The sequence below is a fragment of the Acinetobacter sp. LUNF3 genome (assembly GCF_022699605.1).
GTDB classification, from domain to species: Bacteria; Pseudomonadota; Gammaproteobacteria; order Pseudomonadales; family Moraxellaceae; genus Acinetobacter; species Acinetobacter johnsonii.
Genome location: NZ_CP093968.1, coordinates 1,676,837 through 1,699,311, shown reverse-complemented (window position 1 = coordinate 1,699,311; position 22,475 = coordinate 1,676,837). Strand labels below are relative to the sequence as shown.

17 protein-coding genes, 2 tRNA genes and 3 rRNA genes are annotated in these 22,475 nt (G+C 41.9%); 14 read left to right on the top strand and 8 right to left on the bottom strand.

Annotated features, from left to right (window positions below):
* Positions 1-3 precede the first annotated feature (3 nt).
* The 4 genes from MN200_RS08295 to trpB are packed head-to-tail and all read left to right on the top strand — an operon-like array spanning position 4 to position 3,712.
* Complete coding sequence (locus MN200_RS08295) at positions 4-387, top strand: hypothetical protein (RefSeq protein WP_242759155.1); 384 nt, start codon at positions 4-6, stop codon at positions 385-387.
* Positions 388-409: 22 nt separating this feature from the next.
* Positions 410-1,261 carry a MoxR family ATPase gene (locus MN200_RS08290; protein WP_004697065.1) on the top strand — a complete coding sequence of 284 codons (852 nt, stop codon included), beginning with the start codon at positions 410-412 and terminating at the stop codon, positions 1,259-1,261.
* Positions 1,262-1,274: 13 nt separating this feature from the next.
* Entirely contained in the window at positions 1,275-2,462 is a 1,188-nt protein-coding gene (locus MN200_RS08285; protein WP_004984640.1) for a VWA domain-containing protein, read from the top strand.
* Positions 2,463-2,503: 41 nt separating this feature from the next.
* A complete protein-coding gene (gene trpB, locus MN200_RS08280) occupies positions 2,504-3,712 on the top strand; it encodes a tryptophan synthase subunit beta (RefSeq protein WP_242759153.1) in 1,209 nt (402 codons plus the stop codon).
* 133 nt (positions 3,713-3,845) lie between these two features.
* On the opposite strand, the gene MN200_RS08275 is transcribed toward trpB, so the two are convergent.
* The 3 genes from MN200_RS08275 to MN200_RS08265 all read right to left on the bottom strand — a co-directional run bounded on the left by MN200_RS08275 (position 3,846) and on the right by MN200_RS08265 (position 5,163).
* Positions 3,846-4,277, bottom strand: coding sequence for a CBS domain-containing protein (locus MN200_RS08275; RefSeq protein ID WP_005401235.1), 432 nt, complete (start codon positions 4,275-4,277; stop codon positions 3,846-3,848).
* A 131-nt stretch (positions 4,278-4,408) separates the two neighbouring features.
* Complete coding sequence (locus MN200_RS08270; RefSeq protein WP_005401236.1) at positions 4,409-4,789, bottom strand: DUF2750 domain-containing protein; 381 nt, start codon at positions 4,787-4,789, stop codon at positions 4,409-4,411.
* 140 nt (positions 4,790-4,929) lie between these two features.
* Positions 4,930-5,163, bottom strand: coding sequence for a hypothetical protein (locus MN200_RS08265; RefSeq protein ID WP_004697075.1), 234 nt, complete (start codon positions 5,161-5,163; stop codon positions 4,930-4,932).
* A gap of 217 nt (positions 5,164-5,380) precedes the next feature.
* Here MN200_RS08265 and MN200_RS08260 point away from each other — a divergent pair, with 217 nt between their 5' ends.
* The gene (locus tag MN200_RS08260; RefSeq protein WP_004984633.1) at positions 5,381-5,740 is read left to right on the top strand and encodes a hypothetical protein; all 360 of its coding nucleotides are present in this window, start codon (positions 5,381-5,383) and stop codon (positions 5,738-5,740) included.
* A gap of 376 nt (positions 5,741-6,116) precedes the next feature.
* Here the strand turns inward: MN200_RS08260 and MN200_RS08255 are convergent, their stop codons facing one another.
* Positions 6,117-7,712: a pitrilysin family protein gene (locus MN200_RS08255; protein WP_242759152.1), complete on the bottom strand. Its 1,596-nt coding sequence runs from the start codon at positions 7,710-7,712 to the stop codon at positions 6,117-6,119.
* Positions 7,712-9,091: a pitrilysin family protein gene (locus tag MN200_RS08250; protein WP_058869662.1), complete on the bottom strand. Its 1,380-nt coding sequence runs from the start codon at positions 9,089-9,091 to the stop codon at positions 7,712-7,714. The genes MN200_RS08255 and MN200_RS08250 overlap by 1 nt, the downstream gene beginning before the upstream one ends.
* Positions 9,092-9,286: 195 nt before the next feature.
* Between MN200_RS08250 and ftsY the strand changes: the two genes are divergently transcribed.
* The 9 genes from ftsY (at position 9,287) to rrf (ending at position 18,527) form a co-directional block, all read left to right on the top strand.
* A complete protein-coding gene (gene ftsY / locus MN200_RS08245; protein ID WP_058869661.1) occupies positions 9,287-10,393 on the top strand; it encodes a signal recognition particle-docking protein FtsY in 1,107 nt (368 codons plus the stop codon).
* A gap of 194 nt (positions 10,394-10,587) precedes the next feature.
* The gene (locus MN200_RS08240) at positions 10,588-10,983 is read left to right on the top strand and encodes a hypothetical protein (RefSeq protein ID WP_058869660.1); all 396 of its coding nucleotides are present in this window, start codon (positions 10,588-10,590) and stop codon (positions 10,981-10,983) included.
* A gap of 179 nt (positions 10,984-11,162) precedes the next feature.
* Positions 11,163-11,756, top strand: coding sequence for a nitroreductase family protein (locus MN200_RS08235; RefSeq protein ID WP_242759151.1), 594 nt, complete (start codon positions 11,163-11,165; stop codon positions 11,754-11,756).
* A 197-nt stretch (positions 11,757-11,953) separates the two neighbouring features.
* Positions 11,954-12,616: a DUF2057 family protein gene (locus MN200_RS08230; protein ID WP_058869658.1), complete on the top strand. Its 663-nt coding sequence runs from the start codon at positions 11,954-11,956 to the stop codon at positions 12,614-12,616.
* 425 nt (positions 12,617-13,041) lie between these two features.
* Positions 13,042-14,579: ribosomal RNA gene (locus MN200_RS08225) — 16S ribosomal RNA — on the top strand.
* A gap of 61 nt (positions 14,580-14,640) precedes the next feature.
* Positions 14,641-14,717 (top strand) — tRNA-Ile (locus MN200_RS08220).
* 103 nt (positions 14,718-14,820) lie between these two features.
* A tRNA-Ala gene (locus MN200_RS08215) sits at positions 14,821-14,896 on the top strand.
* Between the two features lie 447 nt (positions 14,897-15,343).
* Positions 15,344-18,237 (top strand): 23S ribosomal RNA (locus tag MN200_RS08210).
* A gap of 175 nt (positions 18,238-18,412) precedes the next feature.
* A 5S ribosomal RNA gene (gene rrf / locus MN200_RS08205) occupies positions 18,413-18,527 on the top strand.
* The 16S, 23S and 5S rRNA genes sit together here with 2 tRNA genes alongside, the layout of an rRNA operon.
* Positions 18,528-18,683: 156 nt before the next feature.
* Here rrf and MN200_RS08200 read toward each other — a convergent pair.
* From MN200_RS08200 to MN200_RS08190, 3 genes are all read right to left on the bottom strand, one after another.
* Positions 18,684-19,244: a transglycosylase SLT domain-containing protein gene (locus MN200_RS08200; RefSeq protein ID WP_058869655.1), complete on the bottom strand. Its 561-nt coding sequence runs from the start codon at positions 19,242-19,244 to the stop codon at positions 18,684-18,686.
* 715 nt (positions 19,245-19,959) lie between these two features.
* Positions 19,960-21,159: an acyl-CoA dehydrogenase family protein gene (locus MN200_RS08195; protein WP_058869654.1), complete on the bottom strand. Its 1,200-nt coding sequence runs from the start codon at positions 21,157-21,159 to the stop codon at positions 19,960-19,962.
* 17 nt (positions 21,160-21,176) lie between these two features.
* Complete coding sequence (locus tag MN200_RS08190) at positions 21,177-22,463, bottom strand: acyl-CoA dehydrogenase family protein (RefSeq protein ID WP_171253457.1); 1,287 nt, start codon at positions 22,461-22,463, stop codon at positions 21,177-21,179.
* Positions 22,464-22,475: the final 12 nt, after the last annotated feature.

Below are 22,475 nucleotides of genomic sequence, written 5' to 3'. Positions count from 1 at the left end.
ACCGTGGATAGTTTTCTTTCAATGCTCGATTCAATTCCTGAAGACAGTATTGCTGTCACAGTTTACCTTTTGGGCAGTTTGCTGATTTTGTGGTGTTGGTATTCCATTGCTACACGCCTGCCGAAGCTGTTGGCTGGCATCACATGGATGATGATCTTTGCCATTTTATTGACACCAACGGTTTCCGAAGGTCCAAACTCATCGATTGCACCCGCTATTTTTGGCTTGCTTTTCGGTGTGTTAACGAAAGAATCAGCACTCATTTGGTCAAATTTGTCACTGATTCTCTTTGTTATGGGTGTGGGGCTTGTGATCGGTTTCTTTTGGTCAAAATATGTGGCTAATAAAACCAAAGCAGTTGTTAGTAACAATCATTCACCATTGTAATTAATAAAAATAAGGTTTAATCATGTCTGTTGAAACACAACAATTTACGGGTACAGATCAGTACATCGCTACCGATAGTTTAAAACTTGCTGTAAAAGCTGCACGTAGCTTACAAAAGCCTTTATTGGTCAAAGGTGAGCCGGGTACGGGCAAAACTTTACTGGCTGAACAAGTGGCTGAGAGCTTAGGCTTAAAATTATTGACTTGGCACATCAAGTCAACCACAAAAGCCCAGCAAGGTTTATATGAGTATGATGCGGTTTCACGTCTACGTGACAGCCAACTGGGCGACGACCGTGTATATGACATTAAAAACTATATTAAACCGGGTAAATTGTGGGAAGCGTTCACCAGTGAAGAACGTTGTGTTTTATTGATTGATGAAATTGATAAGGCGGACATTGAGTTTCCAAACGACTTGTTGCATGAATTGGATAAGATGTCTTTCTATGTATATGAGACGGGCGAAACCATTACTGCATCACAACGTCCTATTGTGATTATTACTTCAAATAATGAAAAAGAACTTCCAGACGCATTCTTGCGTCGTTGTTTCTTCCATTATATTGAATTTCCAGACGACGCAACCATGCGTGAAATTATCGATGTTCATTTCCCGCAAATTTCAACGGCATTGGTCAATGAAGCATTACAAGTTTTCTTCAAATTACGTCAAGTTCCGGGTCTAAAAAAACCACCATCAACCTCTGAGTTGATTGACTGGTTAAGCTTGCTGATGGCCGATGATATGCCAGAAGATGTACTGCGTAATCATGATAAGTCTAAAGCTATTCCACCTTTATATGGTGCACTCATTAAAAACGAACAAGATGTACAGTTGCTTGAACGTTTAGCCTTCATGTCACGTCGCTAAAGGAGAAACACGCATGTTTGTGCGCTTGTTTTATACCTTACGCAAATACGGTGTTCCTGTCTCGACGCGTGAACTGATCGATCTGAATGAAGCTGTTGCTTCAGGTTTGGTCTTTGCCGATCAAGAAGAGTTCTATCAACTCGCCAAAACCATTATGGTGAAAGATGAACGCTTCTTTGACAAATTTGACCGAGGTATGAAGGACTATTTTGATGGGATTTCAACTTTTGATTTAGATGATTTACTGAATAAAGTTCAAAAGTTACCGAAAGACTGGTTTGATTTAGAGCTCTTAGAAAAGCATCTAACTCCTGAGCAGCGTGAAGAATTAAAGAAAGCCGGTTCATTAGAAGAACTCATGAAAATGCTGGAAGAACGTTTACGCGAACAGCATAAGAAACATCAGGGTGGAAACAAGATGATCGGCACTGGAGGAACGTCTCCATTTGGTGCTTATGGTGATCATCCTGAAGGGGTGCGTATTGGTGGGCCGGGACGTAAACGTTCTGCTGTAAAAGTTTGGGAACAACGTAAATATCAGAATTTGGATGATGATCAAATTCTCGGAACGCGCCAAATGCAAATGGCATTGCGTCGTTTGCGTAAGTTTGCCAGACAAGGTGCGGCTGAAGAGTTAGACATCGACGGTACAATTCGTGAAACCGCGAAGCAAGGCATACTCGATGTGCAGCTCGTGCCTGAACGTCGTAATCGCATTAAGGTGCTGATGTTGTTTGATGTGGGTGGATCGATGGATTCACACATTGCACAATGCGAAAAACTTTTTAGTGCGGCGAAAACTGAGTTTAAAACCTTAGAGTATTTCTATTTCCATAACTGTTTATATGACTATGTTTGGAAAGACAATGTACGTCGCTCAAGTACCCGTATGAATACATGGGATTTATTCAATACCTATGGACGCGACTATCGTGTAATTGTGGTTGGAGATGCGTCTATGGCACCTTATGAGCTCAATTCTGTGGGTGGTTCGGTTGAATATATGAATGATGAAGCAGGCAATGTTTGGCTGCAGCGTTTACGCAACCATTTTGAAAAAACAGCATGGTTGAACCCAGAAGAAGATCGTTATTGGCATTACACCCATACGATTGGTTTGATTAAGCAAATTTTTGAAGACCATATGTACCCAATGACTCTCAAAGGCGTTGAGGATATGACTAAGTATTTAGCACGATAAAGCTGGAAAGAAAGCACATTTTAAGAATAAGGATCATAAAAATGGATCATCAAATTAATGGTATTGCTTTGCCGAATGACGCAGGCTTTTTTGGGAACTATGGTGGTCAGTTTATCCCGCCTCACTTAAAAGCGGCAATGGATGACATTAAAGTCGCTTACGAGCAAATTCGTGTAACAGAAGAATTTCAAACTGAACTTGCTGAACTGTTTGCGCACTATGTTGGTCGTCCAAGTCCGTTGTTTTATGCAAAACGGTTATCTGAACAGTTGGGCGGGGCACAGATTTATCTTAAACGTGAAGACTTAAACCACACAGGCGCACATAAAATTAATCACTGTTTGGGTGAAGCGCTGCTTGCAAAATATATGGGTAAAACCAAAGTGATTGCAGAAACGGGTGCGGGCCAACACGGCGTTGCACTAGCAACCGCCTGTGCTTTGGTCGGGATTCCGTGTGAAATTCATATGGGACAGGTGGATATTGAAAAAGAACATCCCAATGTCGTCAAAATGAAAATCCTTGGAGCAACACTCATTTCAGTGACACGTGGTACTGCAACATTGAAAGATGCTGTGGACAGTGCTTTTGAAGAGTATTTAAAAGATCCAACCAATTATATCTATGCTATTGGTTCGGTTGTTGGGCCACATCCATTTCCAATGATGGTGCGCGACTTCCAGTCGATTATTGGTAAAGAAATTAAAGAACAAACCTATGAGCGCTTTGGTGCAAACCCAGATTATGTGGTTGCATGTGTGGGTGGTGGTTCAAATGCTATGGGTGCTTTCACCGCATTTTTAAACGATGCAGATGTGAAACTAATTGGTGTAGAGCCTGCTGGTCATGGTCTTGATACCGACATGCACTCGGCAACCTTAACTTTAGGTAAACCAAGTCAAATTCATGGTATGGCGTGTTATGTACTTGAAAATGATCAAGGTGAACCGTTACCAGTACACTCGATTGCTTCAGGTCTAGATTATCCTGGCGTCGGGCCTCAGCACAGTCTGCTGAAAGATTTAGGTCGTGTTGAATACACTACAGCGACTGATCAAGAGTGCTTGGATGCGTTTATGCGGTTGTCGCGAGTTGAAGGAATTGTACCTGCGCTTGAAAGTTCACATGCCGTGGCGTGGGTGCTTCGTGAAGCTCCAAAGTTGGCCAAAGATATTAAAATTGTGGTGAATGTATCTGGTCGTGGCGACAAAGATGCAGACTATGTCGCTGCAAAACTAGGTCTGAACTAAGTTTTAAGCCTTTCATAGTTATATAAAAATCCCTGCTTAGTGCAGGGATTTTTATATGGTTTCAACTTTATTTTTTATCATTAGTAGCCAATGCTGAGTATACGTTCATTATTGAACACCTCACCATTAAAACTTAACCTGAAATATACTGTTGTAGTTGCTCAATCAGTTTCTTTTGATCATCCATTGCCGCTTTCACCAAGTCACCAATAGAAATGAGTCCCAATAATTTATCTTGTTCAACCACGGGCAAGTGACGTAGATGGCGATCTGTCATAAGGTCTAAACATTCTTCAACCGTAACTGCTGTTGTGACCGTCAGTACTTTTGCTGTCATAATTTCATTGACTGTGGTTTGCTTTGAAGTACGTTCCATCAACATGACTTTGCGCATGTAGTCACGTTCGGACAATATACCTACAACGCGTTCTTCGTGTGTGACCACAAGTGCACCAATGCCTTTATCTGCCATAAGTGAAATTGCTTCAAAAACGGTGGCTTCAGGGCTGATGGTGTAGATTGCTTGATGTACTTTATCTTTTAATACTTGAGCAACATTGGTCATAGGGCATATCCTCGGTTGTGGTTATTGTTTTATATTTAAATTAGCGCGATTTAAAAAAAAAGCAAATACTTTACAGTCATAGCTCTCAATAAAATAACAAGTTAATTGAGCTTTATTGTTCTTAATGGGCCTTAAGCTGGTGCTAGAATATGGTCATTGAAGAAAAAGTGACGCATTTGAGACGTACTGAGCTTCATGCGCTTTGTGCCATTACATAGCGCAGGGGTGACTTTTAAGCGTGACAGAGTAGGCAATAATGCGCTTTGGAAATCCTGCGGCGTGATTTTTTTAGGAATATAGTTTGGCCAGTGCAATTGAGCATATTGGTGTGCGTGTAAACCATTGAGCCAAAAAGGGAAAACATAGTCATCATGATCTGAGGTCATCGCCCAGCCTTGCTGTTCAGCGTTGTAAAGCCCCCAAAGAATACCGCAGTACATCATGCCTCTTAGAATATTGATTTTTAAATATAAATGATTTGAAATCGGTTGTAGTTTCAAAATTTTGTACATAGCGTTATGTCATTAAGGAACATGACGCTATTTTAAATAATTAAGATGAAAGTTCAGTGTAAGCTTTGCATAACTATGTAAATAAATATGTCATATCAAAATGTTAGGCTTAAAAAAAACGCCACCTAGGTGACGTTTTATTATGCTTTCATGGTGGCAAGCTGTTGCCAGTATTGTGCTTTAAGCGAGTCGCGCTCTACGCGGAAACCTTGATAATAAAGTTCTGCCAAAAATAGTGCTGCTTTACCGTGACCAGCGCGTGCAACGCTTTCTAACTGTTGTACTGCTTCTACGAAGTTCATTTGTGATTGAATGGTGTTTACTGCATCCGCATACGCATGTTCTAAGTCATGATGAGAGATTTGTTGAATCATATTAAGCTCCTTATTCTAATTATGATCACTTAAAGGTAATTTTACCTTTAGATATAAATATCACGCTAATGTTAAATATTTATTACAAATTGCTGGAATTGTCAAATATATTGTCGAGTATTCTTCATCTTATTTTGTTTACATGATTAAACAATGAACAATCAAAAGATTGAATATGATAATAAAACAGGAAACTGTATTTTATAAGGAGAATAACATGACAAATACATTAGACGGTTTTGATTTTGATATGCCTCCAACTGTTTCTCAAATTGTAGCGTTGGCGCAATATCACCGAACACTATTAGATGAAGCAGTTTTCCATCAAGAAATTCATCTTGGGGATTTTTGTTTGGCACAACGTAAACGAGTTTATGATTTCACACGTCAGCTTGATGAAAATCAACGGGTTGATTTTTATGAAACATACAATGGGGAGCTAAGACGTATTGCAGATGACGATCCTGCACACCCTGCAGATGCAGAAAATGGTGTTGGGGCTTTCGCCATTATGATTGCATTGGGGGTAATTGCCTTGGTGCTCTATTTTGCAGTTATTCGTAGCATTGTTGGTTAAACTTCTGCTTTACAAACAATCTGATTTGCTGAAATTATGTCCTCTTTAGCATTAATGGGGGCATTTTTCAGCATTTCAACTTGTGATTATGCAATTGGCTACTTACACTAGTTTCACTAGAGGTAGGTTATGCACATTGCGATCCAAAAAATTCTTAAATTAAAATCACAGATTACGCTTGTACAAATTTATAATGGTCTGATGGCATCGATCATTATGCTTATTGTCATTTTATCGAGTATTGCTTTATCTCGAACCATTTCTCCAAGCCAATTTGAAAATGTAAGTCGCTTATCTCATCAAGCGACTTTCCCAGAAACACAAGAGATGGCTCAAGATCTGGTTTTGGAAAACCAGATTTCCTATATTGATTACTTTAGATTAATGCAGGCTCATCAGTTTGAGCAGAATCGGGCGAAGCAGCTTCCGGCATTGGCTCCGGAGGTTCAATAATCGCAGGAATTTGATCAGGATGCGGCATGCTTTGCTTAATATTCGGGTCAAGATTCAATTCTAAAATATGTCGAAGTTGCTCTTTATCTAAAGCATTACTGACAATCACAAGGGTAAGACTTTCAGGGTGAATGTGTTTACGTATTGCATTTTGGACATCTAAAGGCGTGATCGCAGCTAAACGTTTTGGGTAGTCGGCTAAATAATTCGCATCTTGTTGATAAAACCCTATAGAGCCCAGTTGTGCGTTGATGTTTGCATTGCTGCTATAGCTGTTAGGTAGGCTGCGTAACATACCGGCTTTAGTTTCTTCTAACTGCTGTGCATCAATTGGTTGATGGACAAAGTCAACTAGGGCTTTATGCGCCACTTGTATGCTGTCCATGAGCTGATCTTGCTGGGTTGAATAACTTAGACTAAAACTTCCAGCCGCTTGGCTAAATGTAAAAGCACTGTTTGCTCCATAGGTGTATCCACGCTTAACGCGTAGTTCTTTCATTAAAATGGAGCTAAATCCACCCCCACCCAACATACGGTTAGCCAGTTCGAGTGCTAAACGATCCGGATCATCCCGCGTGGTTGATAGATGTCCCATGGTGACATGGGCTTGAGTTGAATTAAACAGAATGTGTTGAATATCAAAGTTGGGTTTATCTTGTGGTACAGCAAGTGGCTTTGCTGCTTCACCTTGTGGGAGGGCTGCACTTATTCGTTCAGCCAGTTTCTGTGCTTGTTTCACACTGAGTTGGCCTGTCAGTGCAATATTCATATTTTGACTAACAAGGAATTCGTCTCTGAATTTTTTTAAGTGCTGAGTCGTAATTTTTTTAATACTGCCATTGGTTCCTGTAATCGGTTCAGCATAAGGGTGCGAACCATAGAGTGCGCGATAAAAGCGAATACTCATCAATCGACTCGGACTTTCTTTCAACTGTTTCTGACCTACTTGGGTATTACTTACCATCAAACTAATACTGTTATTTTTAAAAGTAGAGTCTTTTAATACTTCAAGCATCGTACTTACCGCAGCATCTAGTTTTTTAGGGTCAGACAGAGAACGCAGTCGAACCACAAACATGTCACGGTGTACAGCTACGCTAAAACGAGCCCCGACTTGCTCAAAGGCATTCGCGATTTCAACTGCATCATGTTGCGTAGTGCCTTCATCGATGAGTTGTGCTGCCATATTGGCAACACCATATAGGCCTTTTTCTACTTCTACATCTCGTGCAGAGCCTGCATTAAAGGTAAGTTGAATATCCACCATAGGTAAGGCGGATGACTCAACAAATAGACTTCGAACTTTGTATTTGTTCTTAAGTTCGTGTACATGTGGTGCTGCTGTATGAAGGTCGCTGGTTTGAACCTGTTTTAAGCTTTGTAGAGAAGCAATAGACTGTAATGTACGTGGGTCATCATTGCTAATACTACTTGTACTTACATCTGCAATTACATTGGTAGCGCAAAAGGTAGACATGGTAATAAATAATAGGTGAAAGATGGTCTTTTGATTTTTCATTATTTTGTGGCCTTCTTTTCTGGTTGAAGGTACAACGTACTTAAGTTATCTCGTACAAAAGCAGTTTGAGCAACGTGCTGAATATCTTCAGGTGTAACCGCTTCAAAATGCTGTGGAAGCTGATCCATTAGTCGATAATTCAAGCCATTCACGGCTAAGTTTCCAATCATCTTTGCTTGCCCGACTATGTCATCTTGACCATAAATTAAGTTTGCAACAAAGCGTGTGCTAATCCGTTCAAGCTCTTGTGGTTGAACAATTTCTGTTTTGAGTCGCTCAATTTCATGTTCAATGGCTTTTTGTAGCTCTGGAAGTTCCACGCCAGTGACTGGAAGTGCGGAGATACTAAATAAACTGTCTCCACGGTTATAAGGGTCATAACTGACACTCAGTGCGGTCGCTAATTTTTTGTCGCGTACAAGGCGCTGTTGTAATCGAGAGCTGATCCCGCTATCTAATAAGCTTCGAATAAGTGTGAGCGCGTAAACATCTTCTGGATTGCTTGCTGTTGCAAGCGATTTCACATTCCAAGCCATATATAAATTTGGCACCTCAACATTGGTATTTTGTTCCATGTGACGGTAGCCAATGTTCTCAAACTCAGTCACATCATTGCGTACAGGTGTTGGATGACTTTTGATGTCGCCAAAGTATTTTTGAACTTGTCGGAGGGCGGATTCTGCATTGACATCACCCACAATCACCAAGATTGCATTGTTTGGGCTATACCATTTTTGATACCACTGTTTCACATCGTCTAGACTGATATTTTGCAAGTGTTTCATGTGCCCAATGACGGGTTGGCGGTAATGACTCGTGGGATACGAAATCCATTTGAAACGCTCGAAAGCGAGTGAGCGGGGGTTGTCATCGGTACGCAGGCGTCGCTCCTCCATCACCACTTTAATTTCAGGGTCAAAGTCTTGTTTCCGTAGTAAGAGATTGCGCATACGATCCGCTTCAAGCTCTAGAGCCATCGGGAAGTAAGTTTTAGGATAAAGCTGATAGTAATTGGTGTAATTGGTAAATGTTGCTGCATTTACTGTGCCGCCATAGATTCGGCTCAAGCGACTGAATTCGTCATTGGGGACTTTGGATGTGCCTTTAAACATCATATGTTCTAGTACATGAGAAATACCCGTTATATTTCCAGACTCATCAGTGCTACCGACTTTGTACCAAATTTGGGTCATGACCATTGGGGAGCGATGATCTTCACGGATAATCACCTGCAAGCCATTGCTTAAAGTGGTTTCAAAACTACTGCGGGTAAGTTCACTGCGTATTTGTGCATGGGTAGTTATAGGTAAACAAAGTAGAGTTAAACCCAGTGCAACTAAACTTTTTTTATAAGAATGCGTGACTAATAAGTGATGCATATAAAATTTGGGCTCAGGTTGAAGTGAAGTTAAAGCATTTCAATAAATAACCATTCTTAAAAAAAATGCGAATTAGATCAAGCGCCAGAAGTATTGATTTGTTAAGTGTTTACATAAAGTATTGTTGCTAAGCGAAAGCCTATCTTTTATGGTAGAATCCGTCTTTTTTAACGCAGTGCTTTTCAAGGATTCGGCATGCAACAGCAATCTAATGAGCAGAACAAATTTTTGATTGATGCTGATATCGGGGATGACGATGTCACACTTCCAAGTTTACCTGTGGTCAATGTGCCAATCGTTGAAACAAAAGAGCAAACAGTTGTTAGTCCAGTTGTGGTTGCTGAAACAAGTGCAGAAGAAGCAGATGTATCTGTAAAAGGCGGTTTCTTTAGTCGCATGAAAGAAGGGTTAACCAAAACCCGTAAAAACCTTGCCGATGGTATGGTCAATATTTTGATCGGCGGTAAGGAAATTGATGATGAACTACTTGAAGAAGTTGAAGAACAGCTTTTAGTAGCCGACATTGGTGTAGATGCAACGAAAACCATTATTGCTAACTTGACTGAACGTACTGCACGTGGCGATTTAATTTACTCGCACTCACTATATAAAGCACTTCAGGAAGAGTTGGTGGCTTTACTAGCACCACGTGTGAAACCTTTACATATCGATCCGAACAAAACGCCTTATGTGATTTTAGTGGTGGGTGTAAACGGTGTGGGTAAAACTACAACCATTGGTAAATTGGCAAAACGTTTACAAGGTGAAGGCAAGAAAGTGATGCTTGCTGCGGGAGATACTTTCCGTGCGGCGGCGACCGAACAGCTTCAAATTTGGGGTGAACGTAATAATATTGCCGTAGTCGCACAAGGCCATGGCGCTGACAGCGCTTCTGTCATTTTCGATGCGTTTGAAAGTGCGCGTGCGAAAGGTGTTGATGTCTTGATTGCAGATACCGCAGGTCGTTTACATAACAAAGGGCATCTCATGCAAGAGTTGACCAAAGTAAAACGTGTCATGCAAAAAATCGATGCGACTGCGCCACACGAAGTTATGTTGGTGGTCGATGCAGGAACAGGTCAAAATGCGATTAATCAAGTAGAAATGTTTGATGAGGCAGTTGGTTTGACAGGCCTGACGATTACCAAACTCGACGGCACTGCGAAAGGTGGTGTACTATTTAATATTGCCAGTCGTACGCATGTTCCAATTCGCTTCATTGGTGTTGGTGAGAAAATTGACGACTTACGTCCATTCTCTGCAAAATCCTTTGTTGCTGCTTTGTTCGAAACAGAGAAATAAGATTCAACAATACTGTTTTTAAAGTGTTAGATCAGTCACATAAACTCCGCTAAATGCGGAGTTTATTTTTTTATTCAATTTGTTTGTTTTAAAAACAAACATTTAGGAATCACTTAATGAATATAAGTGATTCTCCTGAGATTACACTAACGTCTAACACAATAGGCATCACTGTACATTTTGGGGAACACGGTATGGCTTTATTACATAAAATTGGGCAAGTTCTAACAACGGATTTAACCAAAGACTTAAAATTTAAAAAAAATCACGCAGAAGACCTACAACAAACCACATTTATCGATCAACTAAAAAAGCGCCGTAGTATTTATGTTTTAGGGAAGCGTGTGCATTTAAGTCAGGTGTATTTAGCTGAATTGATCCAATATGCTGTATGGACATGTTTAGCAGATGCAGGTTTAGGTGCCTCATTGCAACATTATAACCCAAGTATTGATGCTGATATTTCCAAGGTTTTTGAGATTCCAAAACATTGGCTGTTACGTGCACAATTGGTCTTTGGTTCGATAGAGGAAAAAGCCGCTGAAAAAGAACATTATAAAGATGAAGAGCGCTTTATGATCTATGCATAATGACACGGAATAATCTTTAGTGGCTTCTAGATCAAGTTTTGTAATGTTATGGCATATTGTTCTATTTTTAAGACACTATGTCGCTGAACTAAGCATGTTCAAATTCAAAATATTAGCTATGATGAATATGAATATGAATCTGTATATAACAAGATCGTGAGATCGCTGAGGAAAATAACATGTCATTTTTAGACCACATAAAACAACGTCGTACCATTTATGCTGTTGGTAAAAATGTAGCATTAACACCAGAACAAATTGAATCTGTCATTAAAGAAGCGGTAAATCACAGCCCTTCTGCATTTAACTCACAGACTTCTCGTATTGTGACTTTGTTTGGTGAGTCGCATTTACAGCTTTGGAATATCGTGCGTGAAACTTTACGTAAAATTGTTCCAGAAGCTGCTTTTGAAGGCACAAATACCAAAATTAATAGCTTTGCTGCAGACTATGGTACGGTTTTATTTTATGAAGACCAAGATGTTGTAAAATCATTGCAGGAACAATTTGCGCTTTATGCAGATAATTTCCCAGTGTGGTCTGAACATTCTTCTGCAATTGCTCAATTTGCCGTATGGACTGCGTTATCTGAACAAAATATTGGTGCGTCATTACAGCATTACAATCCAATCGTAGATGCAGAGATTGCAGAGATCTTCGATATCCCTGCGAATTGGAAACTTCGTGCGCAACTTGTTTTTGGTTCTATTGAAGCACCAGCGGGTGAGAAAACATTTATGGCGGAAGCGGACCGCTTTAAAACATTCAATTAATAGCTAGTTTTTAAAATGAGAAAGAGCAGAGTAAGTCTGCTCTTTTTTTGTTTAGTGATTTATCTTTAAAATATCAAAGCTTAGCAATATATATTGTAGTTGTGAGTTGGTTCTAAGCTCATAAATTGTCATAAAATTGTCATTTATACACTGCATAGTGCAACTAAACTTTAATAAACCATCGATAGAGTGTAAAAATGACCTTACGCATAACCCTTGCAACAGCAGCATTGATGTTGAGTACTTCAGTATTTTCAGCGGTGTCTATTACTGCTCCAGAGGAAATAAAAATTGAAGGCTTAAATGGGCAAGAAGTTAAGAGTCGTTTATTCAGTTCTGACAACAAATATAATATTGATGCTGGTGAAAATATTATCAGTGTTCGCTATACCCAGTTTTTTGAAGAGCATCCGGGTATTGGCTCCCACGATATCGTTCGCTCAGGGATTGTAAATATTAAGACCCCAATTTTACAAGACCAACAGTCTTACCGTTTGGCACTGATCAATCCTCCGCAAAACCATGATGATGCTAAGGCTTATGCTAAGCAGCCGATCTTTGGTCTCTACAATGCCAAGAATCAGTTATTGGTTGAGCAAAAGGGCGGTAAAACTCAAAATGCAGGCATTCTTCAAAATTTATTTAGCGATGCACCAACCGATCTAACTCAAAAAGCAACGACAGTGGTACAGCCTGCCCCGGTCTATACGTCACAAGCTGTTGTTGCGAAAGCTGGGATCGAGAAACAAAAAGATTTAACAAGTTCTGGCAATGCCCAACAATTAATTAATAGTTGGAAAAATGCATCTAAATCTGAACGCCAAGCGTTTATGGCTTGGCTTGCTGAACAAGCACAGTAGCTGGTACATTCTAAAAAACAGCGTTAGCTGTTTTTTTTATTTAGATGGCGTATTTATATGGTGGATAACTTGATAATATTGACTATAATTTAATCTAAAACGTTTGTTTTGATTTAAAAACAACCAGTCGAGTGGATTTTTTAAATTATTTATATAAATGCACTTGCGCTGCAAATAAAACTGTATAGAATACGCAGCACACCAACGCAATGTAGTGAATAACTTAAGGCGAAGGTCTTGCTGATGAGGAATCAGCAAGAAGATCATTAAGAGATTATGAAGAACAACTTGTGTGGATTTTTACTGATTGATCGATCGAAAATATTTCATTGATTGAAGGTAAAAATTACTCGAAGTTTATTTGAGAAATATTTGTCAGAAAATTGATGAGCCAAGATTTGTAGCCATAAGCTACTAATGATTTTTAACTGAAGAGTTTGATCATGGCTCAGATTGAACGCTGGCGGCAGGCTTAACACATGCAAGTCGAGCGGGCGAGGTTGCTTCGGTAACTGAGCTAGCGGCGGACGGGTGAGTAATGCTTAGGAATCTGCCTATTAGTGGGGGACAACATTCCGAAAGGAATGCTAATACCGCATACGCCCTACGGGGGAAAGCAGGGGATCTTCGGACCTTGCGCTAATAGATGAGCCTAAGTCAGATTAGCTAGTTGGTGGGGTAAAGGCCTACCAAGGCGACGATCTGTAGCGGGTCTGAGAGGATGATCCGCCACACTGGGACTGAGACACGGCCCAGACTCCTACGGGAGGCAGCAGTGGGGAATATTGGACAATGGGCGGAAGCCTGATCCAGCCATGCCGCGTGTGTGAAGAAGGCCTTTTGGTTGTAAAGCACTTTAAGCGAGGAGGAGGCTACTTGGATTAATACTCTAGGATAGTGGACGTTACTCGCAGAATAAGCACCGGCTAACTCTGTGCCAGCAGCCGCGGTAATACAGAGGGTGCGAGCGTTAATCGGATTTACTGGGCGTAAAGCGTGCGTAGGCGGCTTCTTAAGTCGGATGTGAAATCCCTGAGCTTAACTTAGGAATTGCATTCGATACTGGGAAGCTAGAGTATGGGAGAGGATGGTAGAATTCCAGGTGTAGCGGTGAAATGCGTAGAGATCTGGAGGAATACCGATGGCGAAGGCAGCCATCTGGCCTAATACTGACGCTGAGGTACGAAAGCATGGGGAGCAAACAGGATTAGATACCCTGGTAGTCCATGCCGTAAACGATGTCTACTAGCCGTTGGGGCCTTTGAGGCTTTAGTGGCGCAGCTAACGCGATAAGTAGACCGCCTGGGGAGTACGGTCGCAAGACTAAAACTCAAATGAATTGACGGGGGCCCGCACAAGCGGTGGAGCATGTGGTTTAATTCGATGCAACGCGAAGAACCTTACCTGGTCTTGACATAGTAAGAACTTTCCAGAGATGGATTGGTGCCTTCGGGAACTTACATACAGGTGCTGCATGGCTGTCGTCAGCTCGTGTCGTGAGATGTTGGGTTAAGTCCCGCAACGAGCGCAACCCTTTTCCTTATTTGCCAGCGAGTAATGTCGGGAACTTTAAGGATACTGCCAGTGACAAACTGGAGGAAGGCGGGGACGACGTCAAGTCATCATGGCCCTTACGACCAGGGCTACACACGTGCTACAATGGTCGGTACAAAGGGTTGCTACCTAGCGATAGGATGCTAATCTCAAAAAGCCGATCGTAGTCCGGATTGGAGTCTGCAACTCGACTCCATGAAGTCGGAATCGCTAGTAATCGCGGATCAGAATGCCGCGGTGAATACGTTCCCGGGCCTTGTACACACCGCCCGTCACACCATGGGAATTTGTTGCACCAGAAGTAGGTAGTCTAACCGCAAGGAGGACGCTTACCACGGTGTGGCCGATGACTGGGGTGAAGTCGTAACAAGGTAGCCGTAGGGGAACCTGCGGCTGGATCACCTCCTTAACGAAAGATTGACGATTGGTAAGAATCCACAACAAGTTGTTCTTCATGACGATGTATCTGAGGGTCTGTAGCTCAGTTGGTTAGAGCACACGCTTGATAAGCGTGGGGTCACAAGTTCAAGTCTTGTCAGACCCACCATGAGCAAGACTTAAAGCACTGCTTTAAGGCGAAGCGCAAGGCAAACGAACGTGAGTGAGTGCGCAGGCTATAATCTGATACATCGAATCAAAAATGATAAGCTGGGGACTTAGCTTAGTTGGTAGAGCGCCTGCTTTGCACGCAGGAGGTCAGGAGTTCGACTCTCCTAGTCTCCACCAAATTTCAAGATTAGAAAAACAACGTTTTTCCTTGAAATTTAAGCAAACAGCTATGCTGTGCGCAGGCACACATAGAACGAAGCTTAATCTAAGAAGTTGGATTACAGAAATTAGTAAGTAGATAACTTATTAACTTCTGTGATTTATCACAGTTTCCTGACCTGACGAAGGCTGGAAAAATCATTAACAGAATATATTTGAGTTGAAATAATTTGTTCATACTCGTTTTTAAGATCGACATTAACAGTGATTTATTACTGATTGATGAAGATTGAAGAAATGAGTTACTAGCGAAATTAACTGAATCAAGCGTTTTGGTATGTGAATTGAATTGAAGCTGTACAGTGTTTAAGTACACAGAACAACAAACTGTAAGGAAGTGATGAGAAATCATCATAGACTGTCTTAATCCTACTTGTAGGGATTAACGACTGTTTGGGGTTGTATAGTCAAGTAATTAAGTGCATGTGGTGGATGCCTTGGCAGTCAGAGGCGATGAAAGACGTAATAGCCTGCGATAAGCTCCGGGGAGGCGGCAAATATCCTGTGATCCGGAGATTTCTGAATGGGGAAACCCACCTGTCATAAGGCAGGTATCGTATGATGAATACATAGTCATACGAGGCGAACGAGGGGAAGTGAAACATCTCAGTACCCTTAGGAAAAGAAATCAATTGAGATTCCCTCAGTAGCGGCGAGCGAACGGGGAAAAGCCCATTAAGTCATATCAGTTTTAGTGGAATGCTCTGGGAAGTGCAACCATAGTGGGTGATAGTCCTGTACACGAAAGGGCTGATATGATGATGTCGAGTAGGGCGGGGCACGTGAAACCTTGTCTGAATATGGGGGGACCATCCTCCAAGGCTAAATACTCCTGACTGACCGATAGTGAACCAGTACCGTGAGGGAAAGGCGAAAAGAACCCCTGTGAGGGGAGTGAAATAGATCCTGAAACCGCATGCATACAAGCAGTGGGAGCCGACATGTTCGGTGACTGCGTACCTTTTGTATAATGGGTCAGCGACTTACATTCAGTAGCAAGGTTAACCGCATAGGGGAGCCGTAGAGAAATCGAGTCTTAATAGGGCGTTTAGTTGCTGGGTGTAGACCCGAAACCGGGTGATCTATCCATGAGCAGGTTGAAGGTTGGGTAACACTAACTGGAGGACCGAACCCACTGTCGTTGAAAAGCCAGGGGATGACTTGTGGATAGGGGTGAAAGGCTAATCAAACTCGGTGATAGCTGGTTCTCCCCGAAAGCTATTTAGGTAGCGCCTCGGACGAATACCATTGGGGGTAGAGCACTGTTTCGGCTAGGGGGTCATCCCGACTTACCAAACCGATGCAAACTCCGAATACCAATGAGTACTATCCGGGAGACAGACTGCGGGTGCTAACGTCCGTAGTCAAGAGGAAAACAATCCAGACCGCCAGCTAAGGCCCCAAAATTATAGTTAAGTGGGAAACGATGTGGGAAGGCATAGACAGCTAGGAGGTTGGCTTAGAAGCAGCCACCCTTTAAAGAAAGCGTAATAGCTCACTAGTCGAGTCGGCCTGCGCGGAAGATGTAACGGGGCTAAAACTATATGCCGAAGCTGCGGATTTGCAATTTATTGCAAGTGGTAGGGGAGCGTTCTGTAAGCCGATGAAGGTGTATTGAGAAGTATGCTGGAGGTATCAGAAGTGCGAATGCTGACGTGAGTAACGACAATGCGAGTGAAAAACTCGCACGCTGAAAGACCAAGGGTTCCAGTCCAACGTTAATCGGGGCTGGGTGAGTCGACCCCTAAGGCGAGGCCGAGAGGCGTAGTCGATGGGAAATTGGTTAATATTCCAATACTTCTATGTAATGCGATGAGAGGACGGAGAAGGTTAAGTCAGCCTGGCGTTGGTTGTCCAGGTGGAAGGTTGTAGGCATGTATCTTAGGCAAATCCGGGGTACTCTATGCTGAGAACTGATAGCAAGCTGTACTTGTACAGTGAAGTGGCTGATACCATGCTTCCAGGAAAAGTCTCTAAGCTTCAGTTACATAGGAATCGTACCCGAAACCGACACAGGTGGTCAGGTCGAGTAGACCAAAGCGCTTGAGAGAACTCTGCTGAAGGAACTAGGCAAAATGGTACCGTAACTTCGGGAGAAGGTACGCTGCCGACGGTGATAGGATTTACTCCTTGAGCTATTGGCAGCCACAGAAACCAGGCCCCTGCAACTGTTTATTAAAAACATAGCACTCTGCAAACACGAAAGTGGACGTATAGGGTGTGATGCCTGCCCGGTGCTGGAAGGTTAATTGATGGGGTTAGCGTAAGCGAAGCTCTTGATCGAAGCCCCAGTAAACGGCGGCCGTAACTATAACGGTCCTAAGGTAGCGAAATTCCTTGTCGGGTAAGTTCCGACCTGCACGAATGGCATAATGATGGGGGCGCTGTCTCCAGCAGAGACTCAGTGAAATCGAATTCGCCGTGAAGATGCGGTGTACCCGCGGCTAGACGGAAAGACCCCGTGAACCTTTACTGCAGCTTGACATTGAACTTTGATCTTACTTGTGTAGGATAGGTGGGAGGCTTTGAAACCGAGACGCTAGTTTCGGTGGAGCCAATCTTGAAATACCACCCTGGTAATATTGAGGTTCTAACTCTGTCCCGTTATCCGGGACGAGGACCATGTCTGGTGGGTAGTTTGACTGGGGCGGTCTCCTCCTAAAGAGTAACGGAGGAGTACGAAGGTGCGCTCAGCGTGGTCGGAAATCACGCGTAGAGTATAAAGGCAAAAGCGCGCTTAACTGCGAGACCCACAAGTCGAGCAGGTACGAAAGTAGGTCTTAGTGATCCGGTGGTTCTGTATGGAAGGGCCATCGCTCAACGGATAAAAGGTACTCTGGGGATAACAGGCTGATACCGCCCAAGAGTTCATATCGACGGCGGTGTTTGGCACCTCGATGTCGGCTCATCTCATCCTGGGGCTGAAGCAGGTCCCAAGGGTATGGCTGTTCGCCATTTAAAGAGGTACGCGAGCTGGGTTTAGAACGTCGTGAGACAGTTCGGTCCCTATCTACCGTGGGCGTTGGAAATTTGAGAGGATCTGCTCCTAGTACGAGAGGACCAGAGTGGACGAACCTCTGGTGTACCGGTTGTGACGCCAGTCGCATCGCCGGGTAGCTATGTTCGGAAGGGATAACCGCTGAAAGCATCTAAGCGGGAAGCCTACCTCAAGATAAGATTTCCCTAGGACTTTATGTCCTCTAAAGAGCCGTTGAAGACTACGACGTTGATAGGTTGGATGTGGAAGCATAGTGATATGTGAAGCTGACCAATACTAATTGCTCGTGAGGCTTGACTATACAACACCCAAACAGTTGGTGTTGTGGTTCAAATCACTGCAAACAACTTGATTTAGTTATAAAGCTAGATAAAATATCCAACTCAAATATACCTGTTAATAACTCATTTGATGAAAGTTAGGCACGAAGAGCACTGCTCTGAGGTTAGACCCAACGAATAGTCATAAACAGTTGTGCTGGCGACAATAGCAAGAGTGAACCACCTGATCCCTTCCCGAACTCAGAAGTGAAACCTCTTAGCGCTGATGGTAGTGTGGAGTTATCCATGTGAGAGTAAGTCATCGCCAGCTCATTAATTCTAAATCCCCCTCCGCTTAATGCAGAGGGGGATTTTTTTATGCGCCATTTATTAAAACAAAAAACAGAAGAGCTGAGAACATGCATTTATAAGGGCCTAAGTGGTAAAAAGCCAGCATTTTCTGGTTTTTATGTCATATTTAACAAGATCACAGAGCACCTTTTAACGTTTCTTGATGTGCTTTAACTTGTTTTGCATATTTCTTACCTTGACGCTTCATCTTCCAGCTCGAATGGTAGCCTGTTGGACCGACATTATAATAAGCTAAAGCTTTAGGCCAGCTTTCTGCTTTTTGGTTATAGTTAGCGAGAATATAGGTGCCACAATTAATATTATTAATCTCTTCAAATAAATCGCCAGGGCAGGTTTGTTGCCAATAGCGTGGAATAACTTGAGTAAGTCCAATAGCACCAGCAGGGGAAACAGCATAATTTCTATAGCTAGACTCTTGTCTTATGACGGCTGCAACTAGTAATGGATCGACATTATAGCGATCGGCACTTTGTACAATCATGGGTGCAATACGTAGTGCTGTATTGGGCTCAACAGCGTATGCCTTTTGAATGCCATTGGCTAATTTTGCTGAACGCTTTTCAACCGAACCGCCACCTAGTGATGCACAACCAGTAAATATTAAAGTTATTGTTAAAATTAAAACAGATTTAGCTTTAATATGAGATGTTGGCAAGTATCGTTGATAATTCAGCAAACTGTATATCCATTGGTATAATGTCTGAGAAGATCATATTGAGCTGTGCAATTACAGTCAAGTTGAGACAGAAGGTACTATTTTATGGTTTTGTTAAATCCGTACTTTATTTAAGCGAAATAGATGTGATTAATCAAAAGTCTATATTTTTATGCGGTGAGTAGAACCACTTGCAAAGACAGTTTTGTCACATAAATACAGAGTATTTAAATTTACCATACCTGATCGTATGGACCAGTCAAAGAAATTCCTCTTGCTTATAATAAATAGCCTAAGTAGCTTCTAGGCATCTAAATTTGTAAGACTGGCTATTCTCCAAATATTAGGGTGGAAATTAGGAAGATGTAAGACCTAATGTAAAGACATGACTGACGCTGATAAAAAACTTTTAAATTTCAAAAAAGAGTGATTTACACGCAACAGAAAACAGCATCGGCTATTTTTTTATGATGATAATTATTAATACTATTAAAAAAATAGAGTGAGGGTGCATATAAAATTAAAAGCATTTATGTATTATTAAGCATGTTAAATAAATTTAAACTCACATGATTGTGATACGTTTTTTTGAAGCGCAATAAATAAGTTTAGGCGTTGTTAGATAGCATGAATTTGAGTCTAGTGATTTCTTATTTCATAGTACTTTCAATGTGAAGCCATAATTCTTTATTTAGAGAAACCATAGCTTCAACATATCCGAATGGGACGTTTTATATTATTTCAATTCGCTCGATGACTTTCCTAATTCACGGCGTGCGATAATGAGTTGCTGAATTTGTTGCGTTCCTTCAAAAATATCTAGAATTTTAGAATCTCTTGCCCATTTTTCCAAAAGCTCATCTTCGTTGTAGCCGACAGTTGAAGCAAGTTCGACGCACTTAAGGGTAATTTCATTACAAATTCGACCAGCTTTAGCTTTGGAGATGGAAGCTTCTTTTGAGTTCGGTTTCTTGTTATCTGCCATCCATGCGGCTTTTAAGATCAGTAAACGAGCCGCTTCCCATTCGGCTTCCATACGATAAATTTGGCTTGCAATATGAGTCGTTTGTAAGTATGGGGTTATATATTGAGGATCCAAACAATCGCTGAAGATCTCTTTAATGCGTTCTAGTGAGGCCTTGGCACAGCCTATAGCCATCGCTGCAACGAGCGGACGAGTATTATCAAAAGTTTCCATCACGCCAGCAAAGCCTTTAGCAATATTAATTTCCGCATTTCCCAGTAGGTTATTAGCTGGCACTCGGCAGTCGATTAAACGAATAACTGCGGTATCAGAGGCTTTGATTCCTAGCTTATGTTCTAAACGTTCCACTGTCATGCCAGCAGTTCCTTTAGGAATTACAAAAGATTTGATCGCTGAACGGCCTAATTTTTTATCCAGCGTTGCCCAAACGACGATAGCGTCAGCACGCTCTCCTGAAGTCACGAAAATCTTTTCACCGTTTAAGATGTAATCTTCACCATCTTTGACTGCTGTGGTGCGAATAGCGGCAGAGTCCGAGCCACAGTTTGGTTCAGTGATTGCCATAGCTGCCCATGTATTTTTGAAACGCTCTAACTGCTCTTCATTGGCAACAGCTGCTATCGCTGAATTTCCTAGACCTTGGCGGGGCATCGATAGGAGTAAAGCGGTATCTCCATAACACATTTCAATTACACTTAAAGCTGTAGAGAGATTCACTCCATTTTTATTGCCTTGTTCATTTGTACCTCGCTTGCCGACAGCAGCCCCCGCATTCATACCTTCACCACCCTCATTCATACCATCGACTAAAGATGCCAGCATATCCAGTTCTTTAGGATAGCTGTGTTCAGCTTTATCGTATTTTCGGGAGATAGGGCGAAGTACATTGATGGCCACTTGATGGGCTTGATCAATCAGTAATTTAAATTTTTTAGGGTTTTGTAAATTCATGCCAGTTTTCCTTTTTATTATGCATGTAGACCAGAGTGAACAATTGCTGTTGCACGTAAATCACGATACCAACGCTCAACAGGGTGTTCTTTGGTGAATCCGTGCCCACCTAAAATCTGTACACCATCGGTGCCAATTTTCATGGCTTTTTCAGCACAAAGTAAACGTGCTAAATAGGCTTCGCGGTGAAATGTCTGCCCAGATTCAGCGAGACTTGCAGCATTTAGGATGAGCATACGCATGGCATCAATTTCGATGGCCATATCTGCAATCATAAAAGCAACACTTTGACGGTGGGAAATGGGTTCACCAAAGGCGGTGCGTTCATTGGCATATTCAATACAGTATTTTTTGACCGCTTCACATGTGCCGACCGCCATTGCACACCACATTAAATTGCCGAGGTCTAAAAATGCCGTGTAGTTAAAATCTTCATCACCTAAGCGTAAAGCAGGGGTTTGATTAAAAATTAAAGTTGCTGTTTCTGTGGCTTTGAGCCCCATAGCGGGAGATTTTTTAAACTGAATACTTTCATCACGTCTGAGAATAAAAACTTCAGCTTGGCCATTAAGTTCAGCACTGACAAGGAAAATATCTGCACTTTCAGCCAATAGTACCAGTGTCTTTTCACCTTGGATAAAATATTGACCATCACGTGAAATGGCTTTGGTTTTTAGCTGGTAAGGATTAAAAGCAGGCGTAGCTTCTTGAATTGCAAAGCTAGCGCGAATGCTACTGTCTTGCGCAAAACTGTTTAAATATAAAGCCTGTACTTGTTCAGAACCCCATTGTGTAATGGCATTAATCACACTAAAAGTAGAGAGCATACCAGCGGCTAAACTAAAGTCACCTTTGGCCAGATGCTCCGCGATAAGTACATTACTCAGAATATTTTTCTCAGCAGCGACACCACCGAGTGCCTCAGGCAAAGCATAAAAGTTCAGACCTAGCTCTTCGATATATTGCCAAAGTTCTGTTGGAAAAGTTTCATTTTGATCGGCACTTGCGGCTAATGGGTAAAGTACATCCGCTGCAAACTGTGACATGCTGTCGATAGTCATTTGCTGATCTTCTGAATAGTTCAGATCAAAAAATGATTTCTCTTGATTATTGAGTCGTTGTTTATGTAGATCTTTATTGGTTTTAAAGGCTTTTTGTGTTTTTGATAAAGTCTTATAGCCTGCTTTTGAGCCTTGATATAGCGATTTCTCCACAAATTTTCTAAGCTTTAATTGGTCAAGTACGTCGCTACTTGCCATTTTTGTGATCAGTGATAAGCCAAATCCCTGCGCCTTATTTACCATATTTGTCATTAT

Coding starts and splice junctions, on each gene's coding strand:
- MN200_RS08290 (WP_004697065.1), top strand. CDS start 410: ATGTCTGTTGAAACACAACAATTTACGGGTACAGATCAGTACATCGCT.
- MN200_RS08285 (WP_004984640.1), top strand. CDS start 1,275: ATGTTTGTGCGCTTGTTTTATACCTTACGCAAATACGGTGTTCCTGTC.
- trpB (WP_242759153.1), top strand. CDS start 2,504: ATGGATCATCAAATTAATGGTATTGCTTTGCCGAATGACGCAGGCTTT.
- MN200_RS08275 (WP_005401235.1), bottom strand. CDS start 4,277: ATGACCAATGTTGCTCAAGTATTAAAAGATAAAGTACATCAAGCAATC.
- MN200_RS08270 (WP_005401236.1), bottom strand. CDS start 4,789: ATGTACAAAATTTTGAAACTACAACCGATTTCAAATCATTTATATTTA.
- MN200_RS08265 (WP_004697075.1), bottom strand. CDS start 5,163: ATGATTCAACAAATCTCTCATCATGACTTAGAACATGCGTATGCGGAT.
- MN200_RS08260 (WP_004984633.1), top strand. CDS start 5,381: ATGACAAATACATTAGACGGTTTTGATTTTGATATGCCTCCAACTGTT.
- MN200_RS08255 (WP_242759152.1), bottom strand. CDS start 7,712: ATGAAAAATCAAAAGACCATCTTTCACCTATTATTTATTACCATGTCT.
- MN200_RS08250 (WP_058869662.1), bottom strand. CDS start 9,091: ATGCATCACTTATTAGTCACGCATTCTTATAAAAAAAGTTTAGTTGCA.
- ftsY (WP_058869661.1), top strand. CDS start 9,287: ATGCAACAGCAATCTAATGAGCAGAACAAATTTTTGATTGATGCTGAT.
- MN200_RS08240 (WP_058869660.1), top strand. CDS start 10,588: ATGGCTTTATTACATAAAATTGGGCAAGTTCTAACAACGGATTTAACC.
- MN200_RS08235 (WP_242759151.1), top strand. CDS start 11,163: ATGTCATTTTTAGACCACATAAAACAACGTCGTACCATTTATGCTGTT.
- MN200_RS08230 (WP_058869658.1), top strand. CDS start 11,954: ATGACCTTACGCATAACCCTTGCAACAGCAGCATTGATGTTGAGTACT.
- MN200_RS08195 (WP_058869654.1), bottom strand. CDS start 21,159: ATGAATTTACAAAACCCTAAAAAATTTAAATTACTGATTGATCAAGCC.
- MN200_RS08190 (WP_171253457.1), bottom strand. CDS start 22,463: ATGGTAAATAAGGCGCAGGGATTTGGCTTATCACTGATCACAAAAATG.